This window comes from Candidatus Contubernalis alkalaceticus, assembly GCF_022558445.1.
Classification (GTDB): Bacteria; Bacillota; Dethiobacteria; order SKNC01; family SKNC01; genus Contubernalis; species Contubernalis alkaliaceticus.
The window spans coordinates 184,149-204,931 of record NZ_CP054699.1 but is presented as its reverse complement, the minus strand read 5'-3'; the positions used below and the strand labels follow the sequence as shown (position 1 = coordinate 204,931).

19 protein-coding genes are annotated in these 20,783 nt (G+C 42.7%); all 19 read right to left on the bottom strand.

The genetic code is table 11. The annotated features are described in order from the left end of the window. Positions 1-355: 355 nt before the first annotated feature. Positions 356-1,588 (bottom strand): murein hydrolase activator EnvC family protein, encoded by a 1,233-nt coding sequence (locus tag HUE98_RS00950; RefSeq protein WP_241422036.1) that lies wholly within the window; start codon positions 1,586-1,588, stop codon positions 356-358. Between the two features lie 16 nt (positions 1,589-1,604). After that, on the bottom strand, positions 1,605-2,498 hold the full coding sequence (gene ftsX / locus HUE98_RS00945; RefSeq protein ID WP_241422035.1) for a permease-like cell division protein FtsX: 894 nt from the start codon (positions 2,496-2,498) through the stop codon (positions 1,605-1,607). Continuing rightward, on the bottom strand, positions 2,488-3,174 hold the full coding sequence (gene ftsE / locus HUE98_RS00940) for a cell division ATP-binding protein FtsE (protein WP_241422034.1): 687 nt from the start codon (positions 3,172-3,174) through the stop codon (positions 2,488-2,490). The genes ftsX and ftsE overlap by 11 nt, the downstream gene beginning before the upstream one ends. Positions 3,175-3,375: 201 nt before the next feature. Next, entirely contained in the window at positions 3,376-4,314 is a 939-nt protein-coding gene (locus tag HUE98_RS00935) for a transketolase family protein (RefSeq protein ID WP_241422033.1), read from the bottom strand. Next, the gene (locus HUE98_RS00930; RefSeq protein WP_241422032.1) at positions 4,289-5,155 is read right to left on the bottom strand and encodes a transketolase; all 867 of its coding nucleotides are present in this window, start codon (positions 5,153-5,155) and stop codon (positions 4,289-4,291) included. The genes HUE98_RS00935 and HUE98_RS00930 overlap by 26 nt, the downstream gene beginning before the upstream one ends. A gap of 125 nt (positions 5,156-5,280) precedes the next feature. Then, positions 5,281-6,141: a YitT family protein gene (locus HUE98_RS00925; protein ID WP_241422031.1), complete on the bottom strand. Its 861-nt coding sequence runs from the start codon at positions 6,139-6,141 to the stop codon at positions 5,281-5,283. Positions 6,142-6,201: 60 nt separating this feature from the next. After that, positions 6,202-7,267, bottom strand: a protein-coding gene (prfB, locus tag HUE98_RS00920; protein WP_241423473.1) for a peptide chain release factor 2 whose coding sequence is annotated in 2 segments (ribosomal slippage) — positions 6,202-7,251 and positions 7,253-7,267 — 1,065 coding nt in all. Because the reading frame shifts where the segments join, the coding sequence is not laid out codon by codon here. A 101-nt stretch (positions 7,268-7,368) separates the two neighbouring features. Continuing rightward, the gene (gene secA / locus HUE98_RS00915) at positions 7,369-9,882 is read right to left on the bottom strand and encodes a preprotein translocase subunit SecA (protein WP_241422030.1); all 2,514 of its coding nucleotides are present in this window, start codon (positions 9,880-9,882) and stop codon (positions 7,369-7,371) included. Positions 9,883-9,993: 111 nt separating this feature from the next. Beyond that, a complete protein-coding gene (locus tag HUE98_RS00910; RefSeq protein ID WP_241422029.1) occupies positions 9,994-10,539 on the bottom strand; it encodes a DUF5317 domain-containing protein in 546 nt (181 codons plus the stop codon). Beyond that, positions 10,539-11,792: an HD-GYP domain-containing protein gene (locus HUE98_RS00905; protein WP_241422028.1), complete on the bottom strand. Its 1,254-nt coding sequence runs from the start codon at positions 11,790-11,792 to the stop codon at positions 10,539-10,541. The genes HUE98_RS00910 and HUE98_RS00905 overlap by 1 nt, the downstream gene beginning before the upstream one ends. A gap of 269 nt (positions 11,793-12,061) precedes the next feature. Continuing rightward, on the bottom strand, positions 12,062-12,691 hold the full coding sequence (locus HUE98_RS00900) for a hypothetical protein (protein WP_241422027.1): 630 nt from the start codon (positions 12,689-12,691) through the stop codon (positions 12,062-12,064). 90 nt (positions 12,692-12,781) lie between these two features. Next, entirely contained in the window at positions 12,782-13,987 is a 1,206-nt protein-coding gene (locus HUE98_RS00895; RefSeq protein ID WP_241422026.1) for a hypothetical protein, read from the bottom strand. A 302-nt stretch (positions 13,988-14,289) separates the two neighbouring features. Then, complete coding sequence (hpf, locus tag HUE98_RS00890; protein WP_241422025.1) at positions 14,290-14,826, bottom strand: ribosome hibernation-promoting factor, HPF/YfiA family; 537 nt, start codon at positions 14,824-14,826, stop codon at positions 14,290-14,292. A 208-nt stretch (positions 14,827-15,034) separates the two neighbouring features. Beyond that, positions 15,035-15,733: a ComF family protein gene (locus HUE98_RS00885; RefSeq protein ID WP_241422024.1), complete on the bottom strand. Its 699-nt coding sequence runs from the start codon at positions 15,731-15,733 to the stop codon at positions 15,035-15,037. Beyond that, the gene (gene recD2 / locus HUE98_RS00880) at positions 15,720-17,894 is read right to left on the bottom strand and encodes an SF1B family DNA helicase RecD2 (RefSeq protein WP_241423472.1); all 2,175 of its coding nucleotides are present in this window, start codon (positions 17,892-17,894) and stop codon (positions 15,720-15,722) included. Before recD2 ends, HUE98_RS00885 begins: the two co-directional genes overlap by 14 nt. Before the next feature lie 137 nt (positions 17,895-18,031). Next, positions 18,032-18,256 carry a DUF2922 domain-containing protein gene (locus HUE98_RS00875; protein ID WP_241422023.1) on the bottom strand — a complete coding sequence of 75 codons (225 nt, stop codon included), beginning with the start codon at positions 18,254-18,256 and terminating at the stop codon, positions 18,032-18,034. 48 nt (positions 18,257-18,304) lie between these two features. Beyond that, the gene (locus tag HUE98_RS00870; protein ID WP_241422022.1) at positions 18,305-18,523 is read right to left on the bottom strand and encodes a DUF1659 domain-containing protein; all 219 of its coding nucleotides are present in this window, start codon (positions 18,521-18,523) and stop codon (positions 18,305-18,307) included. Positions 18,524-18,717: 194 nt separating this feature from the next. Then, positions 18,718-19,302 carry a response regulator transcription factor gene (locus HUE98_RS00865; protein ID WP_241422021.1) on the bottom strand — a complete coding sequence of 195 codons (585 nt, stop codon included), beginning with the start codon at positions 19,300-19,302 and terminating at the stop codon, positions 18,718-18,720. A 252-nt stretch (positions 19,303-19,554) separates the two neighbouring features. Continuing rightward, positions 19,555-20,745, bottom strand: coding sequence for a methionine adenosyltransferase (gene metK / locus HUE98_RS00860; RefSeq protein WP_241422020.1), 1,191 nt, complete (start codon positions 20,743-20,745; stop codon positions 19,555-19,557). Positions 20,746-20,783 lie beyond the last annotated feature (38 nt).

Here is a 20,783-nt window from a genome sequence, read left to right as displayed (position 1 = left end):
AAAATAACACCAACTTTCCAGAATATGAATGCTTTAAAACCAGCTTATCTCTATTAAAAATTATAACATATTAAATAAATATTAAATAATAATTTTAATAAACACTTTTTTTAATATCTACTCCTCTTAAATCCTGCAGAATTTTTCTGCTACTGTAGCTATAATGAATAATTTGTGAATTACTTTCATGTATTATCTGAACAATAATTTGTAAAGATTAATCCGCCATAACATTAGCCCCTTTCTATATTCGAAAGGGGCTGTCATATGTATTCTTTCTAATTTTTTTTGCATTAATCATGACTGTTATTAGTTACTTGCCATTGGCTTAAACCCTTGAAGCTAGAACCGTTGATTAATAATAATTAAGAGGATTTACCCTTGTCCCGTTTACCCACACCTCAAAATGAAGATGAGGCCCGGTACTGGAACCGGTGGAACCCACAATGGCCAGTGACTGTCCCCGGCTAACCTGCTGGCCGTTGGAAACATGAAGGGCGTGAGCGTGAGCGTAAACAGTAGTTAACCCTCCTCCATGATCAATGATTACACAATTTCCATAGCCGCCGTAATACCTTGCTAAAATAACAGTACCGCTTTCCGCTGCCACAATGTTAACGGGACTCCCATTATAGTGGGAACTTCCCGGCCAGCGGCTGTGGGGAATACCTATATCAATTCCACCGTGGAAAGAACCCGCCTGCCTGGTAATAGGATCAACCCGATATCCAAATGGGGAGGTAATCCAACCTCTTCCGTACTCAGGAACCGGCCAGGATAGCTGACCAGTGGGAGCTGCCTGCTGCCTTCTTGCCTCATCCTGCATCTGCCTGATTAATTGTTCAATCTGCTTTGATTCGGCCTCCAGATCCCTAATCGCTTTTTCCTGAGCGTCAATAGCCTGCCTCACCTGGGAAAGCAGGGCATTCCTTTCCCTGGACTGCCGGTCAATTTGTTCCTGCTTGTCCAACTGAGATCTTTTTAACCCAAGCAGTGTCTGTCTGAAACCTTCCAGTTCATCCTTCTGAAACTTTAGTTCCGCCCTCTGGATTTCAAGTTTTTCCCTCTCCTGATTAATCTGGTTAAACAGACTTACATCACTGTCTAAGATACTCTTCATATAATTAAAGCGGGTTAGAAAATCATTAAATCCTGATGATGTAAAGAGTACCTCCAGATAGCTTAGGGAACCGTTTTCATAGATTGCCCTGATTCTTGTTTTTACCAGCTCATCCTGTTCCTCCAGCCAGGCCAACACCTCTGCAATCTCTTTTTCTTTTTCCTCTATTTCCATTTCTTTTACTAAAATCTGCTCTTCGATATTATTGATGTCATTATTTATCTTTGCTAATTCTTCTTTCGCCTGCTTAAGCTGATAGTCAATTTCATTAATTTCTGACAGCAGTCTATCTTCCTGGGACTTATACTCTTTCAGTTCACCCTGTTTATTGCTTATTTCACCCCGCACATCCTTCAATTCATCCTGTTTTTCACCTATGGTACCCGCAAAGGCTGTTGCTGTAAGGGAAAAACAAAAAAGTAATACCAGTAAAATATGAATTGCTTTTTTTTCCTTTTTTCCTTGCAAGATCATCCCCCCGTCGCTATACTTTTAAAAATTTCCTAAGGGAAAAACTGCTTCCCAGCACTCCCAATCCAATCCCCAGTATAAAAAGAGTCTGAAGCAAAAAATTAAATACATCCATCACCGGCATTAGACTTAAAAAAGGTATATTTATGGCCACCCATTCCACTATATACCGATAACCGTAAAACAATCCCACTACCGGCACCAGGGACCCTATAACCCCCAACACCAGCCCTTCAATCACAAAGGGCCAGCGAATAAACCAGTCTGTGGCACCCACAGTTTTCATAATTGTAATTTCCTGTTTTCGTGTAAACACCGTCAGCTTAATAGTATTGGCAATTAAAAACGTGGCAGAGACAGCCAGCCCAATCATGAAGGCAACTCCAACCCAGTTTAGTATACGGGTAATGGAAAACAGCTTCTCTAAAACTTCACTGCCGTAATCCACCCTGACTACTCCCGAAAGCCCTTCTATTTCTCCGGCCAATTTCGGCACATCTTCAGGAACAACAGTTTTAACTTCAAAAGAATCCCATAAGGGGTTATTGCCTTGATTTTCATAACCCTCCAACAGATGGCTCTGTTCCCCCATCTGAATTCTGAGCCTTTCCAGTGCTTCCTCTCTGGAAACAAAGGTCACCTCCTGGATTCCTTCAAAACCCTTAATTTTTGTATGCAGCTGATCAACTTGTGTCCTGGGTAAGTCTTCATCTAAAACCACCACCACTTCAATTTGCGATTTAATATCTGAGGACAAGAAATCGATATTGTAGTTCAACAGCATAAAACTCCCTAATAAGAAAAGGGTAATAATTACGACTCCCACCGAGGCCAGACTCATCCAAGTGTTTCGAAAAATACTTCGTAACGCTTCTAAAATAAAATAACCCCATGTTCTAGGCTTCATTTCGATAAGCCCCCTTCAGCTGATCCCTGACAATCATGCCTCCCTCAACTTCCACCACTCTCTTACGCAGGCGGTCTACAATTTCCTGGTCATGGGTACCCATAACAATTGTAGAACCCCTCAAGTTAATTACCCTGAGCAGGTTAACAATATCTTTAGAGGTTTCGGGATCTAAATTTCCCGTAGGTTCATCTGCTAAAATTATAGCCGGCTGATTAACAATAGCCCTGGCCAAGGACACCCGCTGCTGTTCCCCACCAGAAAGCTCCGTAGGTTTAACTTTAAATTTTTCCCCTAAGCCCACCAATGCCAGAGACTCCAGAACTCTTTTTTTTATTTCCCTACCTGGTGTTTCTATTACTCTGAGGGCAAAGGCCACATTTTCATAAACAGTTCTATCGGTTAAAAGCCTGTAATCTTGAAATACTAAACCTATATTCCTTCGGAAATAAGGAACTCTACTTTTTTTTAATTTAACTACGTCTCTTCCCAGAACTCTGATGCTGCCGTTGGTAGGTAAAAGCTCCCTATACAATAATTTTAAAATTGTCGTCTTGCCGGCTCCACTTGGCCCTACCAAAAAAACAAACTCTCCTTTTTCAATAGTTAAACTAATGTTTTTAAGAGCTTCCAGTCCATTGGGATATCTTTTTGTCACATTATTCAATTGGATCATTTATGTTATACACTCCTAGAATGCTAAGATACTTCGACTTACCTATTCGACAAATTATTTATAATTCCTTTATAAATTACTATTTTTAACAAAAAAGTTATTGTTTTTGTATAAAAAAAACCAATCTCGCCAAAAGAGATTGGGATTAATAACTTATAACTATTTTATTCCTTGCATTATGTATTCTGTAGTATGTTTTTGTTATCTTTTGTTAAGAAGTTCCTGCGCTGCCTTTACAATGTTTTTAGAAGTCAATCCATACTTCTCCAGCAGTAATTCCGGGGAGCCGGATTCTCCAAAGGTATCCCTAACCCCCACTCTTTTTACGGGAACCGGACAGTTTTCCGCAGTAACCTCCGAAACGGCTCCACCCAGGCCGCCAATAATGCTGTGCTCCTCTGCCGTTATAATGCCGCCGGTTTCCTGAGCTGCCCTGATAATAATTTCCTCGTCTAAGGGTTTCAAAGTGGGAAGATTGATTACCCTGGCTTTTACCCCCTGCTGCAGCAGGGTTTCAGCAGCTTCCAGGGCGATGCTTACCATAATTCCTATGGCAATAATCGTAATGTCTGAACCATCTTTAATAATTTTTCCTTTTCCTATTACAAAAGGTTCCTCCTCAGAAAACAATACCGGAACCCCCATACGGCCTAATCTTACATAAACCGGCCCATTCAACTCCACCGCCGCCTCTACTGCCTTTTTAGTTTCCGGACCATCTGCCGGCACTATTACAGTCATGTTGGGCATAACCCTCATAATGGCAATATCTTCAACAGACTGATGCGAACTCCCGTCTTCGCCCACAGTAATCCCGGCATGAGTTGCTACAATTTTTACATTTAGGCCAGTGTAAGCAATGGAATTCCTTACTTGATCGTATGCTCTACCTGCAGCAAAAACAGCAAAAGTACTGGCAAAGGGGAGCAACCCCGCGGCGGCAAAACCTGCTGCTGTCCCCATCATATCTGCCTCCGCCACTCCCATGTTGAAAAATCTCTGGGGGAAAACTTCTTTAAAATCAGCAGTTTTAGTTGACTTGGATAAATCGGCATCCAGGACCACAATAGATGAGTTCTTTTTTCCCAATTCTACTAATACTTCTCCATAAGCATCACGGGTGGCAATTTTTTGCTTCATATCCGCCTGACCCTCCTTCTAATTCACTGAGAGCTTTCTCCAACTGTTCCTTATCAGGAGCTTTCCCATGCCAGTCCACCATATTTTCCATAAAAGATACCCCCCTGCCTTTAATCGTACGGCAAACCACCATAGTGGGCTTTTCTTTTACAGTCAATGCTTCCTGACAGGCCTCCCATATTTGCTTTAAATCATGTCCGTCTATTTCAATTACCTCCCACCCAAAAGCTTCCCATTTTTCCTTAAAAGATAGGGGGGACTTTATCTCCGCACAAGGGCCGTCAATCTGAAGCCCGTTATAGTCCAGAAAAGCAGTTAAATTATCCAATTTATAATGAGCTGCAGTCATAGCTGCTTCCCAAACCTGTCCCTCCTGGCATTCTCCATCCCCCAGCAGCACAAACACCCGGTAGTCCTTTCCCATCACCCGGGCTGCCAGGGCCATGCCATTGGCGGCAGAAAGGCCCTGTCCTAAAGAACCGGTAGACATCTCTACCCCCGGCACCCTTTTCATGTCCGGATGTCCCTGAAGGAAAGAGTTAATTTTCCTTAACTTCCAAAGCTCCTCCTGGGGAAAAAATCCTTTTTCCGCCAGAGCTGCGTACAGGGCTGGAGCACCATGGCCTTTGCTCAATACAAAACGATCCCGGTCGGGATCCCGAGGATTATCCGGATCAACCTTCAAAACCTTGAAATACAGAACTGTTAAAATGTCCGCCGCAGAAAGAGAGCCTCCAGGATGGCCTGAGCCGGCTTCACCAATCATGCGAAGGATGTTTTTTCTTAAAATAACGGCTTTCTTTGCTAAATAATTAAAATCTACCTGATTTGTATTAGCCATTTTACACCTCCTACTGATTATGTATGATGCATTTTTTATAAATTTATTGGACAATTATCATGATATTGAAAAACCTTCATTATTAGAGAGCAAAAATAATTATACTATCTCAATTACGGTAGGCATCAATACCGCTGAAAACCCTCCCCCAGCACTTCGTGAACATTACTAACAATGACAAAGGAACCGGGATCTATATGCCAAACAATCTTTTTTAAACTGGTAACCTCCGCCTGGGAAACCACACAGAGCAGGATCTCCTTTTCCTGGCCAGTAAAGCCCCCCTGCCCTTTTAAAATTGTATATCCCCGGTCCAATTCTGTTTGAATAGCCTGGCCAATCTCCGGACCACTTTCAGAAATAATATAGCAGGCCTTGGCAAAACCCAGGCCCTCCTGAACCAGGTCGATTACTTTGCTGGTCACAAACAGGGAAATAAGAGCGTACATTGCCAACTCTGCACTAAATACCAGCCCGGCCAGAGCAATAATAACAAAGTCGATACCCAAAAGGCTTTGACCAGTTGATAAACCAATTGAATAATTTAAAAGCTGTGCAGCCAGAGCTGTCCCTCCTGTAGAACCCCCAACTCTGAAAACAATCCCTAAGCCTATACCCAAAAGGATTCCACCATAAATAGAGGCCAACAGAAGATCTGTCGTTAAAACCGGGAGAAAACTTAAAGCCTCCACCAAAACAGGTAAAAACAAGGAACCCGCAAGGCTTCTGATTACAAACTTCATGCCTAAGTACTTCCAGGCAGCAATAAAAAGCGGTACATTGGAAAAAAGTATAGTCAAGCCTACAGGGATATTAAAGGCATGAAAAATAATAATACCTAATCCGCTGACCCCCCCGGAAGCAATTATGTTAGGAATCAAGAACATGTTCAACCCAAGGGTCATAATAAGAGACCCAATCAGGGCTCCCATTATCGGCCATAACGCTTTTAAAATCACCTGAAGAATTTTTTTTGCTTTTTCCACTAAATACTTCCCCTAATTGATTATTTGTAAGGGGCATCTGCCGTCTAAGGTAACGGCTTACTATTTTACGGATTCTCTGTCCGATGCCTTCTGTCTTAAATAATGGTCGATAAAAAAATCAATTTCCCCGTCCATTACCGCCTGCACATTCCCTAGTTCAGCGTTGGTTCTATGATCTTTTACTAGACAATAGGGGTTAAATGTATAGGAACGGATTTGGCTGCCCCAGGAAATCTCCTTCTGCTCTCCTCGAATTTCCTCCAGCTGCTGCTCCCGTTCATTTTGATAGAGGGAAGCCAGCTTAGCTCTCAGGATTTTCATGGCCTGTTCTCTGTTAAAATGCTGTGAACGTTCGTTCTGGCACTGGGCCACAATACCTGTTGGAATATGAGTAATGCGCACCGCCGAATCAGTTTTATTAACATGCTGACCACCGGCACCTTTGGCCCGAAAGGTTTCTATCCGTAAATCCTCCTGATTAATCTCAACCTCGCCGCTTTCTTCTTTTACCTCCGGCATAACATCTACCGATGCAAAAGATGTATGTCTGCGGCCGGAGCTGTCAAAAGGAGATATCCGCACCAGGCGGTGCACTCCCTTTTCTGACTTTAAATAACCGTATACATCTTTGCCGGTCACAGAAAAAGTAACGCTTTTTAGCCCTGCTTCATCTCCCATAAGCATATCTAAAATCTCTACCCGATAACCTTTTTTTTCAGACCAGCGGGTATACATACGAAAAAGCATTTCCACCCAATCCTGGGATTCAGTACCTCCAGCCCCAGGATGAAGGGCTAAGATGGCATTATGGTCATCATATTTCTGATTTAACAGCATGGAAAGAAATAAGGAATCCAACTTCTCCTCAGCCTGGAGCAAAATCTTTGTAATATCCTCCTCCAAAGATTGGTCATCTTCCTCTTCCCGGAGAATCATCATTACCTCTACCTCTTCCAAAATATTCTCCAGAGTTTTTACCCGGTCCACAGAAAATTTTAAAGTGTTTAATTCATCTATAACCTGCTGAGCCTTTTCATTGTTGTCCCAGAATCCCGGTAAAGACATTTTGTCTTCTATCTTACTTATTTTTTGCTCTTTATTGATCAGGTCAAAGAGAAGCCCTCATTTCTTCAAGCTTTTCCTTCAATAAGACTGACTTTGCCTTAATTTCTCCATAATCCACCAGCTAAATCCCTCCTCTACTTATCATCTAAACCCCTTAAGTTATTAGCTGCCGCAGCACTTTTTATATTTTTTCCCGCTACCGCAGGGACAGGGCTGATTCCTTCCGATTTTTTCTGCCTTGACCGGCTCTTTCTTTTTACGTTCCGAACCAGAAGCATTTCCAGAGGAAATCTCCTGGGTTATCTCTGGCGGTTTATTCTCCATGTTGGAAACTACCTGAACCCGGAACAGCAGTCGGACCACATCCTCCTGCAGACTTTTAATCATGTTATCAAACATCTCATAACTTTCAAATTTATATTCAATTAAAGGGTTTCTCTGTCCATAAGCCCTAAGGCCGATTCCCTGCTTTAAATCATCCATGGCATCAATATGCTGCATCCACTTGCTGTCCACCATGCGCAGGAGAATAACCCTCTCCAGGTCTCTCATCATTTCCGAACCCAGTTCTTCTTCTCTCTTCTGATAAGCCTTATATGTTCTCTGCTGCAGCAGTTCACGGATTTCCTCCCGGTCAAGGTCTGCCAGGTCTTCTTCTGTCAGGGGAGTTAAGGGATCAAAAATGTTGTTGGCATAGTCTAACAACCCTTTCATATCCCACTCCTCCGGATAAACCTTTTCATTGGTATACAGATCCAAGCAAGCCTCTATAATGGATTCCACCATTTCCAAGATGCTGTCCTGGAGATTTTTCCCTTCCAGTATTTTGCGCCGTTGCGAATAAATTAATTCCCGCTGCTGGTTCATAACTTCATCATATTCTAGAACATGGCGCCGAATATCGAAGTTTCTACCCTCTACCCTTTTTTGGGCTGATTCAATGGCTTTGCTAATCATGGAGTGTTCAATGGGCATATCCTCTTCCATCCCCAGCTTATCCATAATGCCCTTAACATTATCCGACCCAAAAATCCTCATCAGGTCATCCTCCAGGGAAATGAAAAACTGTGAGGATCCCGGATCCCCCTGGCGCCCGGAACGGCCTCGAAGCTGGTTGTCAATTCGCCGGCTCTCGTGCCTTTCCGTACCCAATACATGGAGGCCCCCCAGGGCAGTAACTCCTTCCTCCAAAACAATGTCCGTTCCCCTTCCGGCCATATTGGTAGAGATAGTAACTGCCCCTTTCTCTCCTGCCCGTGTGATAATTTCTGCCTCCTGTTCATGATGCTTGGCGTTGAGGACCTTGTGGGGAACCCCCTTTTTTTTCAGCATATCACTGAGTTTTTCCGATTTCTCAATATGAATGGTTCCCACCAAACAAGGTTGGCCTAAATTATGACGGCGCTGTATCTCCTCCACCACCGCCTTGTATTTGTATTCTTGTGTCTTGTATATAACGTCTGGAAGATCTTCTCTGATCATGGGCATATTGGTGGGGATAATCACCACATCCAAACCATAAATCTTAGTGAATTCCTCCTCCTCTGTAGCCGCTGTCCCGGTCATCCCCGCCAGCTTATCATACATTCGAAAATAGTTCTGAAACGTAATGGTAGCCAGGGTCTGACTTTCCTTAGCCACCTTAACCCGCTCTTTAGCTTCAATAGCCTGATGAAGCCCGTTGCTGTAGCGCCGCCCATACATGGGCCGCCCACGAAACTCATCTATGATAATAACTTCCCCATCTTTTACAATATAATCCCTGTCCCTCTTCATCAAGGCATGGGCTTTCAATGCCTGGTTCAAATAATGGGAAAGCTCCATATGAACATCATCATATAAGTTCTCCACTCCTAAAATTTGTTCCGCATGGGCAACCCCCTCCTCAGTGAGGATAACTGTATGGGCCTTTTCATCCACCGTGTAATCTTCATCCTTTTTTAGCCGGGGAACAAATTTTGAAAACTTTTGATACATGTCCGTAGACTGTTGAGATGGCCCGGAGATAATCAGGGGCGTTCTGGCCTCGTCCACTAAGATACTGTCCACCTCATCCACAATGGCATAGTTCAGTTCCCGCTGAACCAGATTCTCGTAGGTAACAGCCATATTGTCCCGCAGAAAGTCAAAACCGAACTCATTGTTGGTGCCGTAGATAATATCTGCAGCGTAAGATTCCCTGCGTTGAGCAGGGGTAAGCCCATGGACGATCAGTCCCACCTTAAGTCCCAAAAAATCATAAATCCTGCCCATCCATTCACTATCCCTTTGAGCCAGGTAATCATTTACTGTAACGATGTGCACTCCCTTACCCGTTAAGGCGTTTAAATAAGCGGGTAGAGTTGCAACCAGTGTCTTTCCTTCCCCGGTTTTCATTTCTGCAATCCTGCCCTGGTGCAGCACAATGCCCCCCAGGACCTGAACATCAAAAGGCCTCATTCCCAAGGTTCTTTTGGCGGCCTCCCTGGCCACAGCAAAAGCCTCTGGAAGCAGGTCCTCCAGGGTTGCTCCCCCCTGCAGCCGCTCCTTGAATATCTTGGTCTTATCTTTGAGCTGTGAATCAGAAAGCAGAGAAATCTCCGGTTCAAAAGAATTCACTTGATCCACTGTTTTCCTTAATTTCTTTATCTGTCCCTCGTTACTGTTTCCCAAAAGCTTACTAATAAAATTTAGCAATACAGACCCCTCCCTGATTGGGATAATAATTAATGCTTATATAGTTAAAAGGAACCTCTTTGGGTTCCCTTTGATTTGACTTTTATGAAAGTCCCCTAAATTATTTTACCATTAATTGTTTTTAAAAACAAGACCGCTGTCCTCCTGCATAGCATTTTGAACCAAGAGCATTACCCCCAGCAAAATCACGATATCCCCAAGGCTTATCACCATGGTTAAAGGATAAGGAGGCGGCAGAGGTATTACATCCGAGAGCCAGGCAAACTTTGTGCCTTCATTCATCAATATGTGAGTCCCGGTTTCGGTCAGTGTCAATCCTGCAGAGTTCAGCGCCGAAGAAGAAACCGGCATTTTCCCCCCGTTGGCAGCGATAGCCAAAAAGTTGGCAAAAGAACCCACACCTATAGCTTTAAATTCAATATACTGCCAGCTCTGCCATATACCTAAAAAAAGCACTCCATAGGCTGCTATCTGAATAATCCCGCCATTTATGAAAAAAAAGTCTATGCTTCTAGACAAAAAAATGGTTGCATAACGCATGGCCATGGCCAATATTACCAGGTTCAACCCCTTTAGATTCAGATTCAAAAGATTCTTAAGTCTGCCGCCCCTGAGCCAGCCCATTACTAGTGCCAGGATAACCCCTTCCAGAATCATTATTCCAGCCCTCCCCTTTCCATAAGCCCCACGAAAACTTCTACCACCTGGGAGTCAAACTGGGCTCCGGCACAGCGCTGCAGTTCCTTCAGGGCCTCTTCTTTAGTTAAAGCCTTCCGGTATACTCTTTCCGTGGTCATAGCATCGAAGGAATCAGCTACCCCTACAATCCTTGCCCCCATTGGAATTTCATCCCCCTTCTTACCTAGAGGGTATCCACCTCCATCAATCCGTTCATGATGAAAATGGATCACATCCACCAAATCTGAAATTAATCGCACCTCTTTAATAATTTCGGCCCCGATAGCAGGGTGTTCTTGAATGGCCACCAGTTCCTCCGCCAGCAGACGGTCCGGTTTGTTCAAAATAGATTCACTGACTCCCACCTTTCCCACATCATGAAGCAAAGCCACATACTCCAGCTTTTCCAGATAATCATCCGGAAGCTTCATAGCCCTGCCGATAGCCACTGAATATTTTGCCACCCTTTCCGAGTGTCCGTGGGTGTAATGATCCTTGGCATCTATGGCCTTGGTAAGAGCCTTTATGGTGCTCAGGTAGGTCAGCCTCATATCCATATACTGCAGAAAGGTGTAGCGGGCCAAAAGCAGGGGGATTAATAAAAGAAGCACACCAGCGATGCCAATTTGTAAATATACTACGGAAATAACTATGCCTAAAGGCGCCAAGGCAACGTAATTTGGAATCGCCCATCGGAAGTTCACTAACCACATACCCCACATGGAAACTCCTTGAGAAATGGACATAACCACAATAATAGCTCCAGCATTTATGAGAAAATAAACAATACAAGCAACTATTACAGGTAAAATATCCCCAGGAAAATTTAACACCCCGGGCACTCCTCCTAAATAACCATAGGCAATTCCAGCCACCCCAGCAGCCAGAGCTACCTGTGAACCATTAAACAACGTACGATAATAATAATTTTTAAAAGATATAATATCTTTATAGGTGCAAATCCCAAAAAAGGCAACCCAGGCAGCGACTTCTAGGCCAAATATTAAAATAGCTGCTAAGGTAAATGCCAAACTTACAGATACAAAACTCTCTCCTTTAGGTAATTGCACTGCCAAATGTTCAGAGGCAATATTTAGAGCAGCAAAAAAAAGAAAACCTACAACAATCGACGGGCTCCATTCCGGCTGAAAAAAATATAAAAAAGCAACTCCAGAAACTATTACAGCAATTATATAAATTTTAAGAATAAAAGGTTGCTCCCGAAATGACATGAAGAGTTCTCCTCGTATAAAAAAAAGGCCGACCAGTTATGCTTATATTACCAACCCCACTTAAAGTTAGCACCGCCAGCCAGTAACAAACCTGACACCGCCAAAAGTACACGAATCACTCTTGCCATTTTAATAATTCCTCCCTCACGGTTACTCTACCCACTCCGCTAATTGTTGGGCAGGAAAACCGCTCCGCTCGGAAAGAACACTTCATTATTTCTTCGTTATGGTATGGTCGGCCCATTTTTTCTATTAATTTGTCTTAAAACCTAAACCTTTCGGTTGAGAGCGTTTAAAGTAGCCCTCACCACGGCATCTTTATCATCACCCTTTATAAATGCACATCCCACCAAGCTTTCTTCATCGAAGTTCTGGTTAATCATGCTCAGGGAAACCATCATTATCTTATGCTGGTTAATATTAAAAGACATAACTTCTTCCGGCGTAAAAATTACTTTATCTTTCAGCAGCAGCTGCACGGCCTTCAGAGTAGCTTCAGCTACCAGACGGATGTAGTTGGACTTGGTGTAAGGGCCTTCAGTATAACCCTCAAAAATCTCAGAATTGTGGGATAAACATACCTTGACTTTGGCTTTTTGCCCATTCTGATTGAAAGAAATTCCACAAAATTTCAGCCGCTTCGGCACAATACTGTTAAACCCGTTATCCACACGAACCACACTGACCTTCTTATAATCCAGCTTCAGGTTGTATTCCGCATGAACCAAAGATTCTATATCCCGAACAATTTGTTTGGGAGATCGTCTGTCCCGGGCCAGTACATGGACCTGCTCAATTAAGCCATCTTCACTAGTAACAATATTTGAGGAGATAACATCGTCAATCTGTTCTATCAGCTTTCGACATTCCTCCGGTTTCCATTCCTTTTTTCCTTCCATAAGCTAAGGTCTCCTATATAAAGACAATTTTTTCTATGGCTAATATTCTATTAAATAAGAGTAAATTCCTGCCTATACATGAAAATATCTCTAATTTTTTAGTTCTTTTATAATTTCATTAGCTAGAGCCCAGAGGCCTCCGGATATCAAGGAATGCCCCCCCAGCAGCACCGGCACCGTTGATTCTACAGCCCGCCGGGTAAACTCCCGGGCAAAGGGATCCTGAAGCTTTTCATACATTCCCAGGTCGGAGTAAAAACGATCCGTCTCTGTCAGGTCCAGCTTAAAATGAGCGAAAAGAACCCGGCTGTCAATCAAAGCACAGGCGGCAGTTCGTTCTATATATTCAAAAAATTTATCTATGCCCACCTCTTCTACAAAAAACCCCATCAGAGCTACAACTTCCCCCTGGTCCATGCGGCCTAGAGCTTTCATTCCCCTCTCTTCAGAAAAAATCCGCAGCCGGCATTTTAAATTAGTATTTATATGAGCTATGATGTGAGCCCCTACTCTGCCCATCAGCACAATATCTTCATAATAACCCGCCAATATTTTTTTTGCCTTAAAAATTCGGTCCAAATCTAAATCCAGGTTCCCAATTACCTCCCTGGTTCTCTCCCCGGTATAAGAGCTTGCCGCCAAAAGCAGTATATCCATAGGTGTATCCAGGTCAAATACGATTCCCAGGGAAAGAGGCATTAACTCCAAATCAAAATCTGCTTCATCCCGTAATACATTAGCCAGCATATTATCCATGGGAGGCAGATTTATATGGTTTATCATAGAAGCAGGCCTAAAAGCCACCAGGTCCGCAGACTGAGAATTGTTAGACAGGAGTACTTTTGGACGAGACAGTAGAATTTTGCAGATTTCCCTCAGTTCCTCCGGTTGAATCAGTGGAATGCTGGCACCGCCAAAATAGAAAACATTTTCCATGGAATATTCATTGATGAATTTCTGAAGCATTGTACCAAAATGAAAATTATCTTCATTATTTTCTATGACCTCAACCCCCAGGGATGCAGCATCCCTGGCCAAATCACTATAATTGGTAGAAAGAAATATTTTATCAATTTCCCTTACCTTTTTCATTTTCTCAAGGTTGTCCAAAAGAATAGCATTTCGAACCTCAAACATCAGCTTTTCCGGAACACTCTGGGGGTTCCCTCCTTCAAAAATAACGGCCTTAACTTTTTCGCCCATGGGTTCACATCCCTTTCTAACTAAAAATACTCCAAAATCATCACCCCAGGTTCCCCTAAGGTTATCAAAAAAGTTCACTTCTCTAAATTCCACAAAACCAAAAAAAACCCTTCCATTTATCATAATACATCAAAACAATTTAAAAAATAAAATAGATAAATAGTCATTATTATAGCTTTTACATCTATTGATAAAAGAGGTATTTATCAGCAGCACAGCCCAAGAAAAAAAGGGCTGCCCCGAGAATAACTCTGGAACAACCCTTCCTAATTTTATATTTAATTTTTAAAAAACAGCAAAAACTTTACTGTTTAATTTAATATCCCTTTTTTACTACTAAAACACTGGAAAATAATATTCCTTCCTTAGAGCCGGGCCTACCTGCGGCAGAAACCTCAAGATATTTCCGGTTCAATTAATCCATAATCACCATCTTTGCGGCGATAAATCACGCTTACCGCCTCCACGTCCGCATCAAAAAATAAAAAGAAATCATGATCCAATAAATTCATCTGCAGGATGGCCTCTTCCACTGTCATAGGCTTCATGGCAAAACGCTTCACCCTTACCACCTTAGGCTCATCTTCCAATAATACACTTTCTTCAGGATCAGCTTTAATCATTCTCTTTACGGATTTCTGTCGTAAATTACGGTTCATCTTGGTTTTGTACTTTTCCACTTGTTTTTCTAATTTTTCCACTACCTGATCAATAGAAGCATACATGTCCGGGGTAGATTCTTCCCCCCTTAAAATCATACCATTTAGCATAATGGTCACTTCAATAATATTATTTTCCCTGGTTACGCTGAGGCACACCTGCGCTTCGGTTTCGGTATCAAAAAACTTATCTAGTTTACCGATTCGTTTCTCCACATATTGTCCTAAAGCGTCAGTGACTTCAATATTCTTTCCGCGTAAATTTATTTTCACAAGCCTCACTCCTTTCAGGGTCTCATAATACATATACTATTCCCTTTTCAGGCAAAAAAATCCTACCTAAAAACCTATAATTATTGTTAAGTTAAATTAAAAAGAAACCCCTTAATATTTATGGAATTTCAATATTGTTTAGACTTTTTTTCTGAGTTCTCCTTAATCACTAAGTTACCCCATATTATTTGTCAAATCAAAAGCAGCGTTACCTTCCAATCACAGCTGCATACAGATACTTCGCTCCTCCCTGCCTTAAAACCCCGGCAGCCTCATTTATGGTAGCCCCCGAGGTAAAAATATCGTCTACCACCAGCAGACATTTTAACTGAGAGGCTTCTCCCTCTACCAGACAAAAAGCCCCCTGCAAATTAGATATCCGCTCCCTTCTACCCAACCGGGCCTGACTTTCCGTGTCCTTTACTCTAGACAAGACCTTCATAAGGGGAAGGTTCAAATGAGAGGCAATCTTTTCTGACAATAGTTCCGCTTGATTAAACCCCCGCTGCTCCTTTCGAGTGATATGCAGGGGGATGGGAACTACTCCACAGGGAACCCTCCATTGACCTGAATCAACCCGGGAGATAATCCCCTGAATCAGTAATGGGGCAAAGAACTCAGCCAACTCTTTTTTCTCCTGATATTTAAAAACCTGAATTAACCTCTTTAAGTTCCCAAGGTATGGGCCCAGGGCATACATACCGTCTATGTATAGTTTTCTATGACTGCACTCTGGACACTCTCCCTCACTTTCATAGAAATAAGCGCAATAGGGACAAATACCGGGTTTCAAAGAAATGCTTTCCAGGCAGGAAACACACAAAAATTCCCCCCTGCCAATCAACTTTCGGCAGAGGCAGCAGCGGGGAGGATAAAGATAGTCCAGCCAGGATTTAAAAAACCTCATGTTCAGCGCTAAGCCTTTCTCCCAATAGCGTATATCGCTGTTCAACCCGGTTATTCTTCAGGGCAATAGCCAGAGCCTTCCTGGTGCCTACCACCACTACTAATTTCCGGGCCCGGGTAATAGCAGTATATAACAGGTTTCTCTGTAAAAGCATAAAATGCTGAGTAATCAGGGGAAGAATAACGACCGGATACTCACTGCCCTGACTTTTATGTACTGAAATAGCATAAGAAAGCACCAGCTCTTCCAACTCATTAAAGTTGTACTGAACCTCCCTAGAGCCGATTACGTCCGGATAGGTAACCAGCAGTTCCCCTTCCTCAGAATTAATTGCAGATATTCTCCCAATATCTCCGTTATATACTTCTTTCTGATAATTGTTTTTAATCTGCATGACTTTATCCCCCAGGCGAAAGGCCTCTCCCCCGGACATTATTTCTTTTTTCCCCGAATTGGAGGGATTTAAAGACTTCTGCATAAGTTTGTTTAAGTTTTCTACCCCCACCAGTGTCCTGCGCATAGGGGTAATCACCTGAATGTCCTCCAAAGGGTCTAATTTTATATATTTAGAAATCCGGTACTTGCACAAGTCCAAAATAACCTGGTTGATTTTATCGGGATCCTCTTCTTGTATAAAATAAAAATCTTTATTTTTTTCATTAGTAACCGGAAATTCCCCCCGATTAATACGGTGAGCATTGACAATAATTAGACTTTCCCCGGCCTGTCTGAAAATTTTATCTAGCGTTACTACGGGAATAACTCCAGAACCAATCAGGCTCCGCAGGACATTGCCCGCCCCCACTGAGGGTAGTTGGTCCATATCCCCTACCAGCACCAGCTTGCTCCCCATGGGTAGAGCCTTTAACAGGTGGTACATAAGAAGGAGGTCCACCATGGAAACTTCATCCACTATTAACACCTGGGTTTTCAGTGGATTTTCCTCATTTCTCAAAAAACGAAACTCCCCCTCCTGGTGACTATACTCCAGCAGGCGATGTATGGTTTTCGCCTCCCTGCCGGAAGCCTCGGACATGCGACGAGCAGCACGTCCTGTGGGAGCCGAGAGCATTACCTTAAGATTATTTTTTTCAAAAAGGTCTATTAAAGCCTTAATAGTTGTAGTCTTTCCCGTTCCCGGACCTCCGGTTATAATTAGGACCCCTTCCTCCATAGCTTTGCCCAAGGCACTATGCTGCTTAGAGGTTAAGTTATATCCGCTGTCTATGGGAAGCATTTTACTTGGTTGATCCAGGCTTCGCTGCCAGGAAGTCAATTCTAAAATCCTTCTGGCTACTCCTTTTTCTGCATAATAAAAAGGAGCCAGATAAATTAGCTTCTGATTATCCTCCGGTTGTGACTGGATAAATACCTCTTTTTCTTTCACCAAGGTCTGAATCTGTTCTGCCACTAAAGGAATATCTACATCTCCCTGGGAAAACAGACCTTGAATATCTTGAAACACTTCCTCCTCAGGCAGGAAAACATGTCCCTGAGACGCTGCTCCCCACAATACAAACTTAACAGCAGCTTTGATGCGGTGGGAGGAACGGGGGTCCATTCCCAGCTTAAGGGCAATTTTATCAGCAGTTTTAAAGCCAATCCCCATTATCTCAGCCAACCGATAGGGATTTTCTTGAATACACTTCAAGGTATCCCTGCCATAATGCCGATAAATCTTTGCCGCCAGTCCCGGGGTAACTTCAAAAGCCTGAAGAAACATTATGACCTCCCTCATATCCTTCTGCTCTTCAAAACCCTGGGTAATCATCTCCACCTTCTTTTCACCGATGCCCTCCACCTGACATAAACGATCCGAATGTTTTTCGATTATCTCCAGAACCTCCTGTCCAAAACAGGCAACCAGGTTTTTGGCAGTTACGGGGCCGATTCCCTTGATACACCCGGAACCCAGGTATCTTTCAATCCCCTCCAGTGTTTTAGGTACTATACTCTGAAAGTTCTCCACCTTAAACTGTTTTCCAAATTTGGGATTAACTACCCACTGTCCCTCAAGCTTTAGAGATTCTCCCGGGGATAACGAGGGTAAAACACCCACTACCGTTACCGGTTGATTTTTGTTCAAGGGCATTAACTTAGCTACGGTGAAATCATTTTCTTCATTCCGATATGTAATCCTTTGAAGCGTACCCTCAATCACTGACAATTATAATCACAGCCTTTTATAAATCATATATTTCAAAATATTTACACTTCTTATTTACACTTCTATTGTAACGAAAGAACCTTGAAAGAACAAGTGTTTTGCGTAAAAAAAGGGGGGATACCCCCCCTTTTTTAGTAATAAACTGCGTTGGAAACTCCCCGGGATATTAATCTAGAAGATACTTTTTCCACAATATCTCCCCCTGTTGTCGCAAAGATATTTTTTGTTATGATTAAATCCATGGCATCCTCCACCTCCTGGGGAACCAGCGGTTCCACAGGATTGGCGATACTAAAAGTTACTGCTCTGCCCTCATCATTTCGAAAACTAAGCTGTAACGTTTTGACTTCCTCCAAAACTTCACCTCCCATAAAAAACACTATTTTGTCTTATGCCGGTTTGATTTAAGAAGCAGTTAACTGATTCTCATTTATCCGGATAATTGAATCCACATCATACTGCTGTAGATTCCCCAGGGCAAAAGCTACGTCATAAACATCCTGGTCAGAACTATCATGTTTTACATTGCTGTAAGTTCTGGTACGGTAAGCCGGGCTTTCAACAGTTCCTACCTGCAGCCTCAGTTGAATACGGGAGTAACCGGGCAGTACCTGTAAAGGCAAAATTAAACACCTCCTTCCCTCTGCCACTGGCAGCACCTTAATTATAATTGGTTTTAAAATAATAAAAAAACACCGACATAAACCTGTCTCGGTGTTTAATTTTATCTATTATTAGAATTTTATAGGTCAGTAATTTAAAAAAACTTTGGTAGAAGAAATTATTTATACATATTCGTAAATTTCCATTAAAAATTTTATAGTACTACCAGGCCTCGTTTGGCAGCCTGAATAACCGCTTGTGTCCTGTCAGCTACTTCCAGCTTTTTGAATATACTGCTCACATGATTTTTAACAGTCTTCTCACTAATGTATAAAGTTTGGGCAATAGACTTGTTAGTTTTTCCTTGAGACATCAAATCCAATATTTCAGCTTCCCTCTTAGTCAATTTCTTAGGATCGCTTCCGTTTGACTTATGTGACATTTCCTCAATCATATTTATTAACTGGGAAGGCTCTATACTCTTTAATACATAACCAAAAGCTCCCTCCTGAATCGCCTGAGCTAACAGAGAATCTTCCTCCTTTATTGCCACTACCAGGATTTTCATTTTAGGATATTTTCTCAACAGCTGTTTCATGGTATCAAAGTTTTTCATCCCAGGTAAATCAAGATCTAATAACAATATATCCGGGCGGGCAGTATTTATCCTATGATTCAGTTCCCGTACATTGGCCGCTATTCCCAAAATACAGACATCCTTCTCTCTCTCGAATATCTTCTGCAGCCCTATTTGAAACAGTACATGACTATCTGCAATAAAAATTCCGATAGGCTGCATAAAAAAACTCCCCCTTGAGAATAAATTACGGTAATATCATAGGAACACACGAGTATTTTTAAGACTTCTATACCCACCACAATAAATCCTTCCTTTTACGACATAAATCCCCATATTTATATCAAATGTGTTTTTTAACTGTGAATTTTTTAATAAGACCCCCACCTCTAAGCGTTAGGGTAGGTGCGGCTTAAAATCTGGTGGAGTAGAGTCTCCCTGATTCCCCGATGTTTTTAGCTTGCTGAAAAGAGTTCACTTCAATTTTGCATCTTCCTTAAGCAGATGCACCTTGTCAGTACTTTCCCAAGCAAGGTTTTGTTCTTCCCGGCCAAAATGGCCGTAAGCCGCAATAGGCCTGTAAATAGGCCTGCGCAGCTGCAAATCTTGAATAATAGCTCCCGGCCTAAGATCAAAATGCTTTTCAACCAGCTGGATAATTTTCTCTTCACTAATTACATGAGTGCCAAAGGTATCAACCATAATAGAAACCGGTCGAGCTATTCCTATAGCGTAAGCGATCTGCACTTCACATCGGTGAGCTAATCCAGCAGCTACAACATTTTTGGCCACATAACGGGCGGCATAAGAGCCGGATCGGTCAACTTTGGTGGGGTCCTTGCCGGAAAAAGCACCGCCCCCATGCCGTGCGGTTCCGCCATAGGTATCCACAATAATTTTTCTTCCGGTTAAACCAGCATCCCCCATGGGCCCCCCCACCACGAATCTGCCGGTGGGATTTACATGAAATATAGTGCGGTCGTCCAGCAGTTCCGAAGGAATGGTTTCCTTAATTACTGTTTCAATAATATCACTTTGAATTTGGTCCATAGGAATCCCTGGTTTATGCTGACCGCTGACTATAACCGTATGTACCCTCTTGGGCCGATCATTTTCGTATTCAATAGTAACCTGGCTTTTTCCGTCGGGACGAAGGTAGGGAAGAATCTTGCTCTTCCTCACTTCAGCCAGCCTTTTGGACAGTTTATGAGCCAGGGATATAGGAAGGGGCATCAGTTCCGGAGTCTCATTTACAGCATAGCCGAAAACCATACCCTGGTCCCCTGCCCCAATGGCCTCAATCTCATCCTCTGTCATAATGCCGGATTTGGACTCCTGACATTGATCCACCCCCAGGGCAATATCTGGAGACTGCTCATCTATGGAACAGAGCACCGCGCAGGTATCTCCGTCAAAACCGTATTTTGCTCGAGTGTAACCAATTTCCTTCACTGTATCCCTAACAATTCTGGGGATATCTACATAACAGTTGGTGGTTACTTCCCCCACCACCAACGCCAGACCGGTAGTCACCGTAGTTTCCAGAGCAACCCGAGAAAAGGGGTCCTGGGCCAACATAGCATCCAAAAGAGCATCTGATATCTGGTCCGCCACTTTATCTGGATGTCCCTCTGTTACTGATTCAGACGTAAATAGTTTAATCATTGAACAAACCTCCTTAATATAATAAATCAAAATAAAAA

Excerpts from the sequence above, each read along its gene's own strand:
- HUE98_RS00930 (WP_241422032.1), bottom strand. The coding sequence starts at position 5,155 with ATGGCTAATACAAATCAGGTAGATTTTAATTATTTAGCAAAGAAAGCC.
- HUE98_RS00900 (WP_241422027.1), bottom strand. The coding sequence starts at position 12,691 with ATGGAAGGAAAAAAGGAATGGAAACCGGAGGAATGTCGAAAGCTGATA.
- HUE98_RS00910 (WP_241422029.1), bottom strand. The coding sequence starts at position 10,539 with ATGATTCTGGAAGGGGTTATCCTGGCACTAGTAATGGGCTGGCTCAGG.
- HUE98_RS00885 (WP_241422024.1), bottom strand. The coding sequence starts at position 15,733 with ATGAGGTTTTTTAAATCCTGGCTGGACTATCTTTATCCTCCCCGCTGC.
- HUE98_RS00865 (WP_241422021.1), bottom strand. The coding sequence starts at position 19,302 with ATGCAGCCTATCGGAATTTTTATTGCAGATAGTCATGTACTGTTTCAA.
- HUE98_RS00905 (WP_241422028.1), bottom strand. The coding sequence starts at position 11,792 with ATGTCATTTCGGGAGCAACCTTTTATTCTTAAAATTTATATAATTGCT.
- ftsX (WP_241422035.1), bottom strand. The coding sequence starts at position 2,498 with ATGAAGCCTAGAACATGGGGTTATTTTATTTTAGAAGCGTTACGAAGT.
- metK (WP_241422020.1), bottom strand. The coding sequence starts at position 20,745 with ATGATTAAACTATTTACGTCTGAATCAGTAACAGAGGGACATCCAGAT.
- ftsE (WP_241422034.1), bottom strand. The coding sequence starts at position 3,174 with ATGATCCAATTGAATAATGTGACAAAAAGATATCCCAATGGACTGGAA.
- HUE98_RS00935 (WP_241422033.1), bottom strand. The coding sequence starts at position 4,314 with ATGAAGCAAAAAATTGCCACCCGTGATGCTTATGGAGAAGTATTAGTA.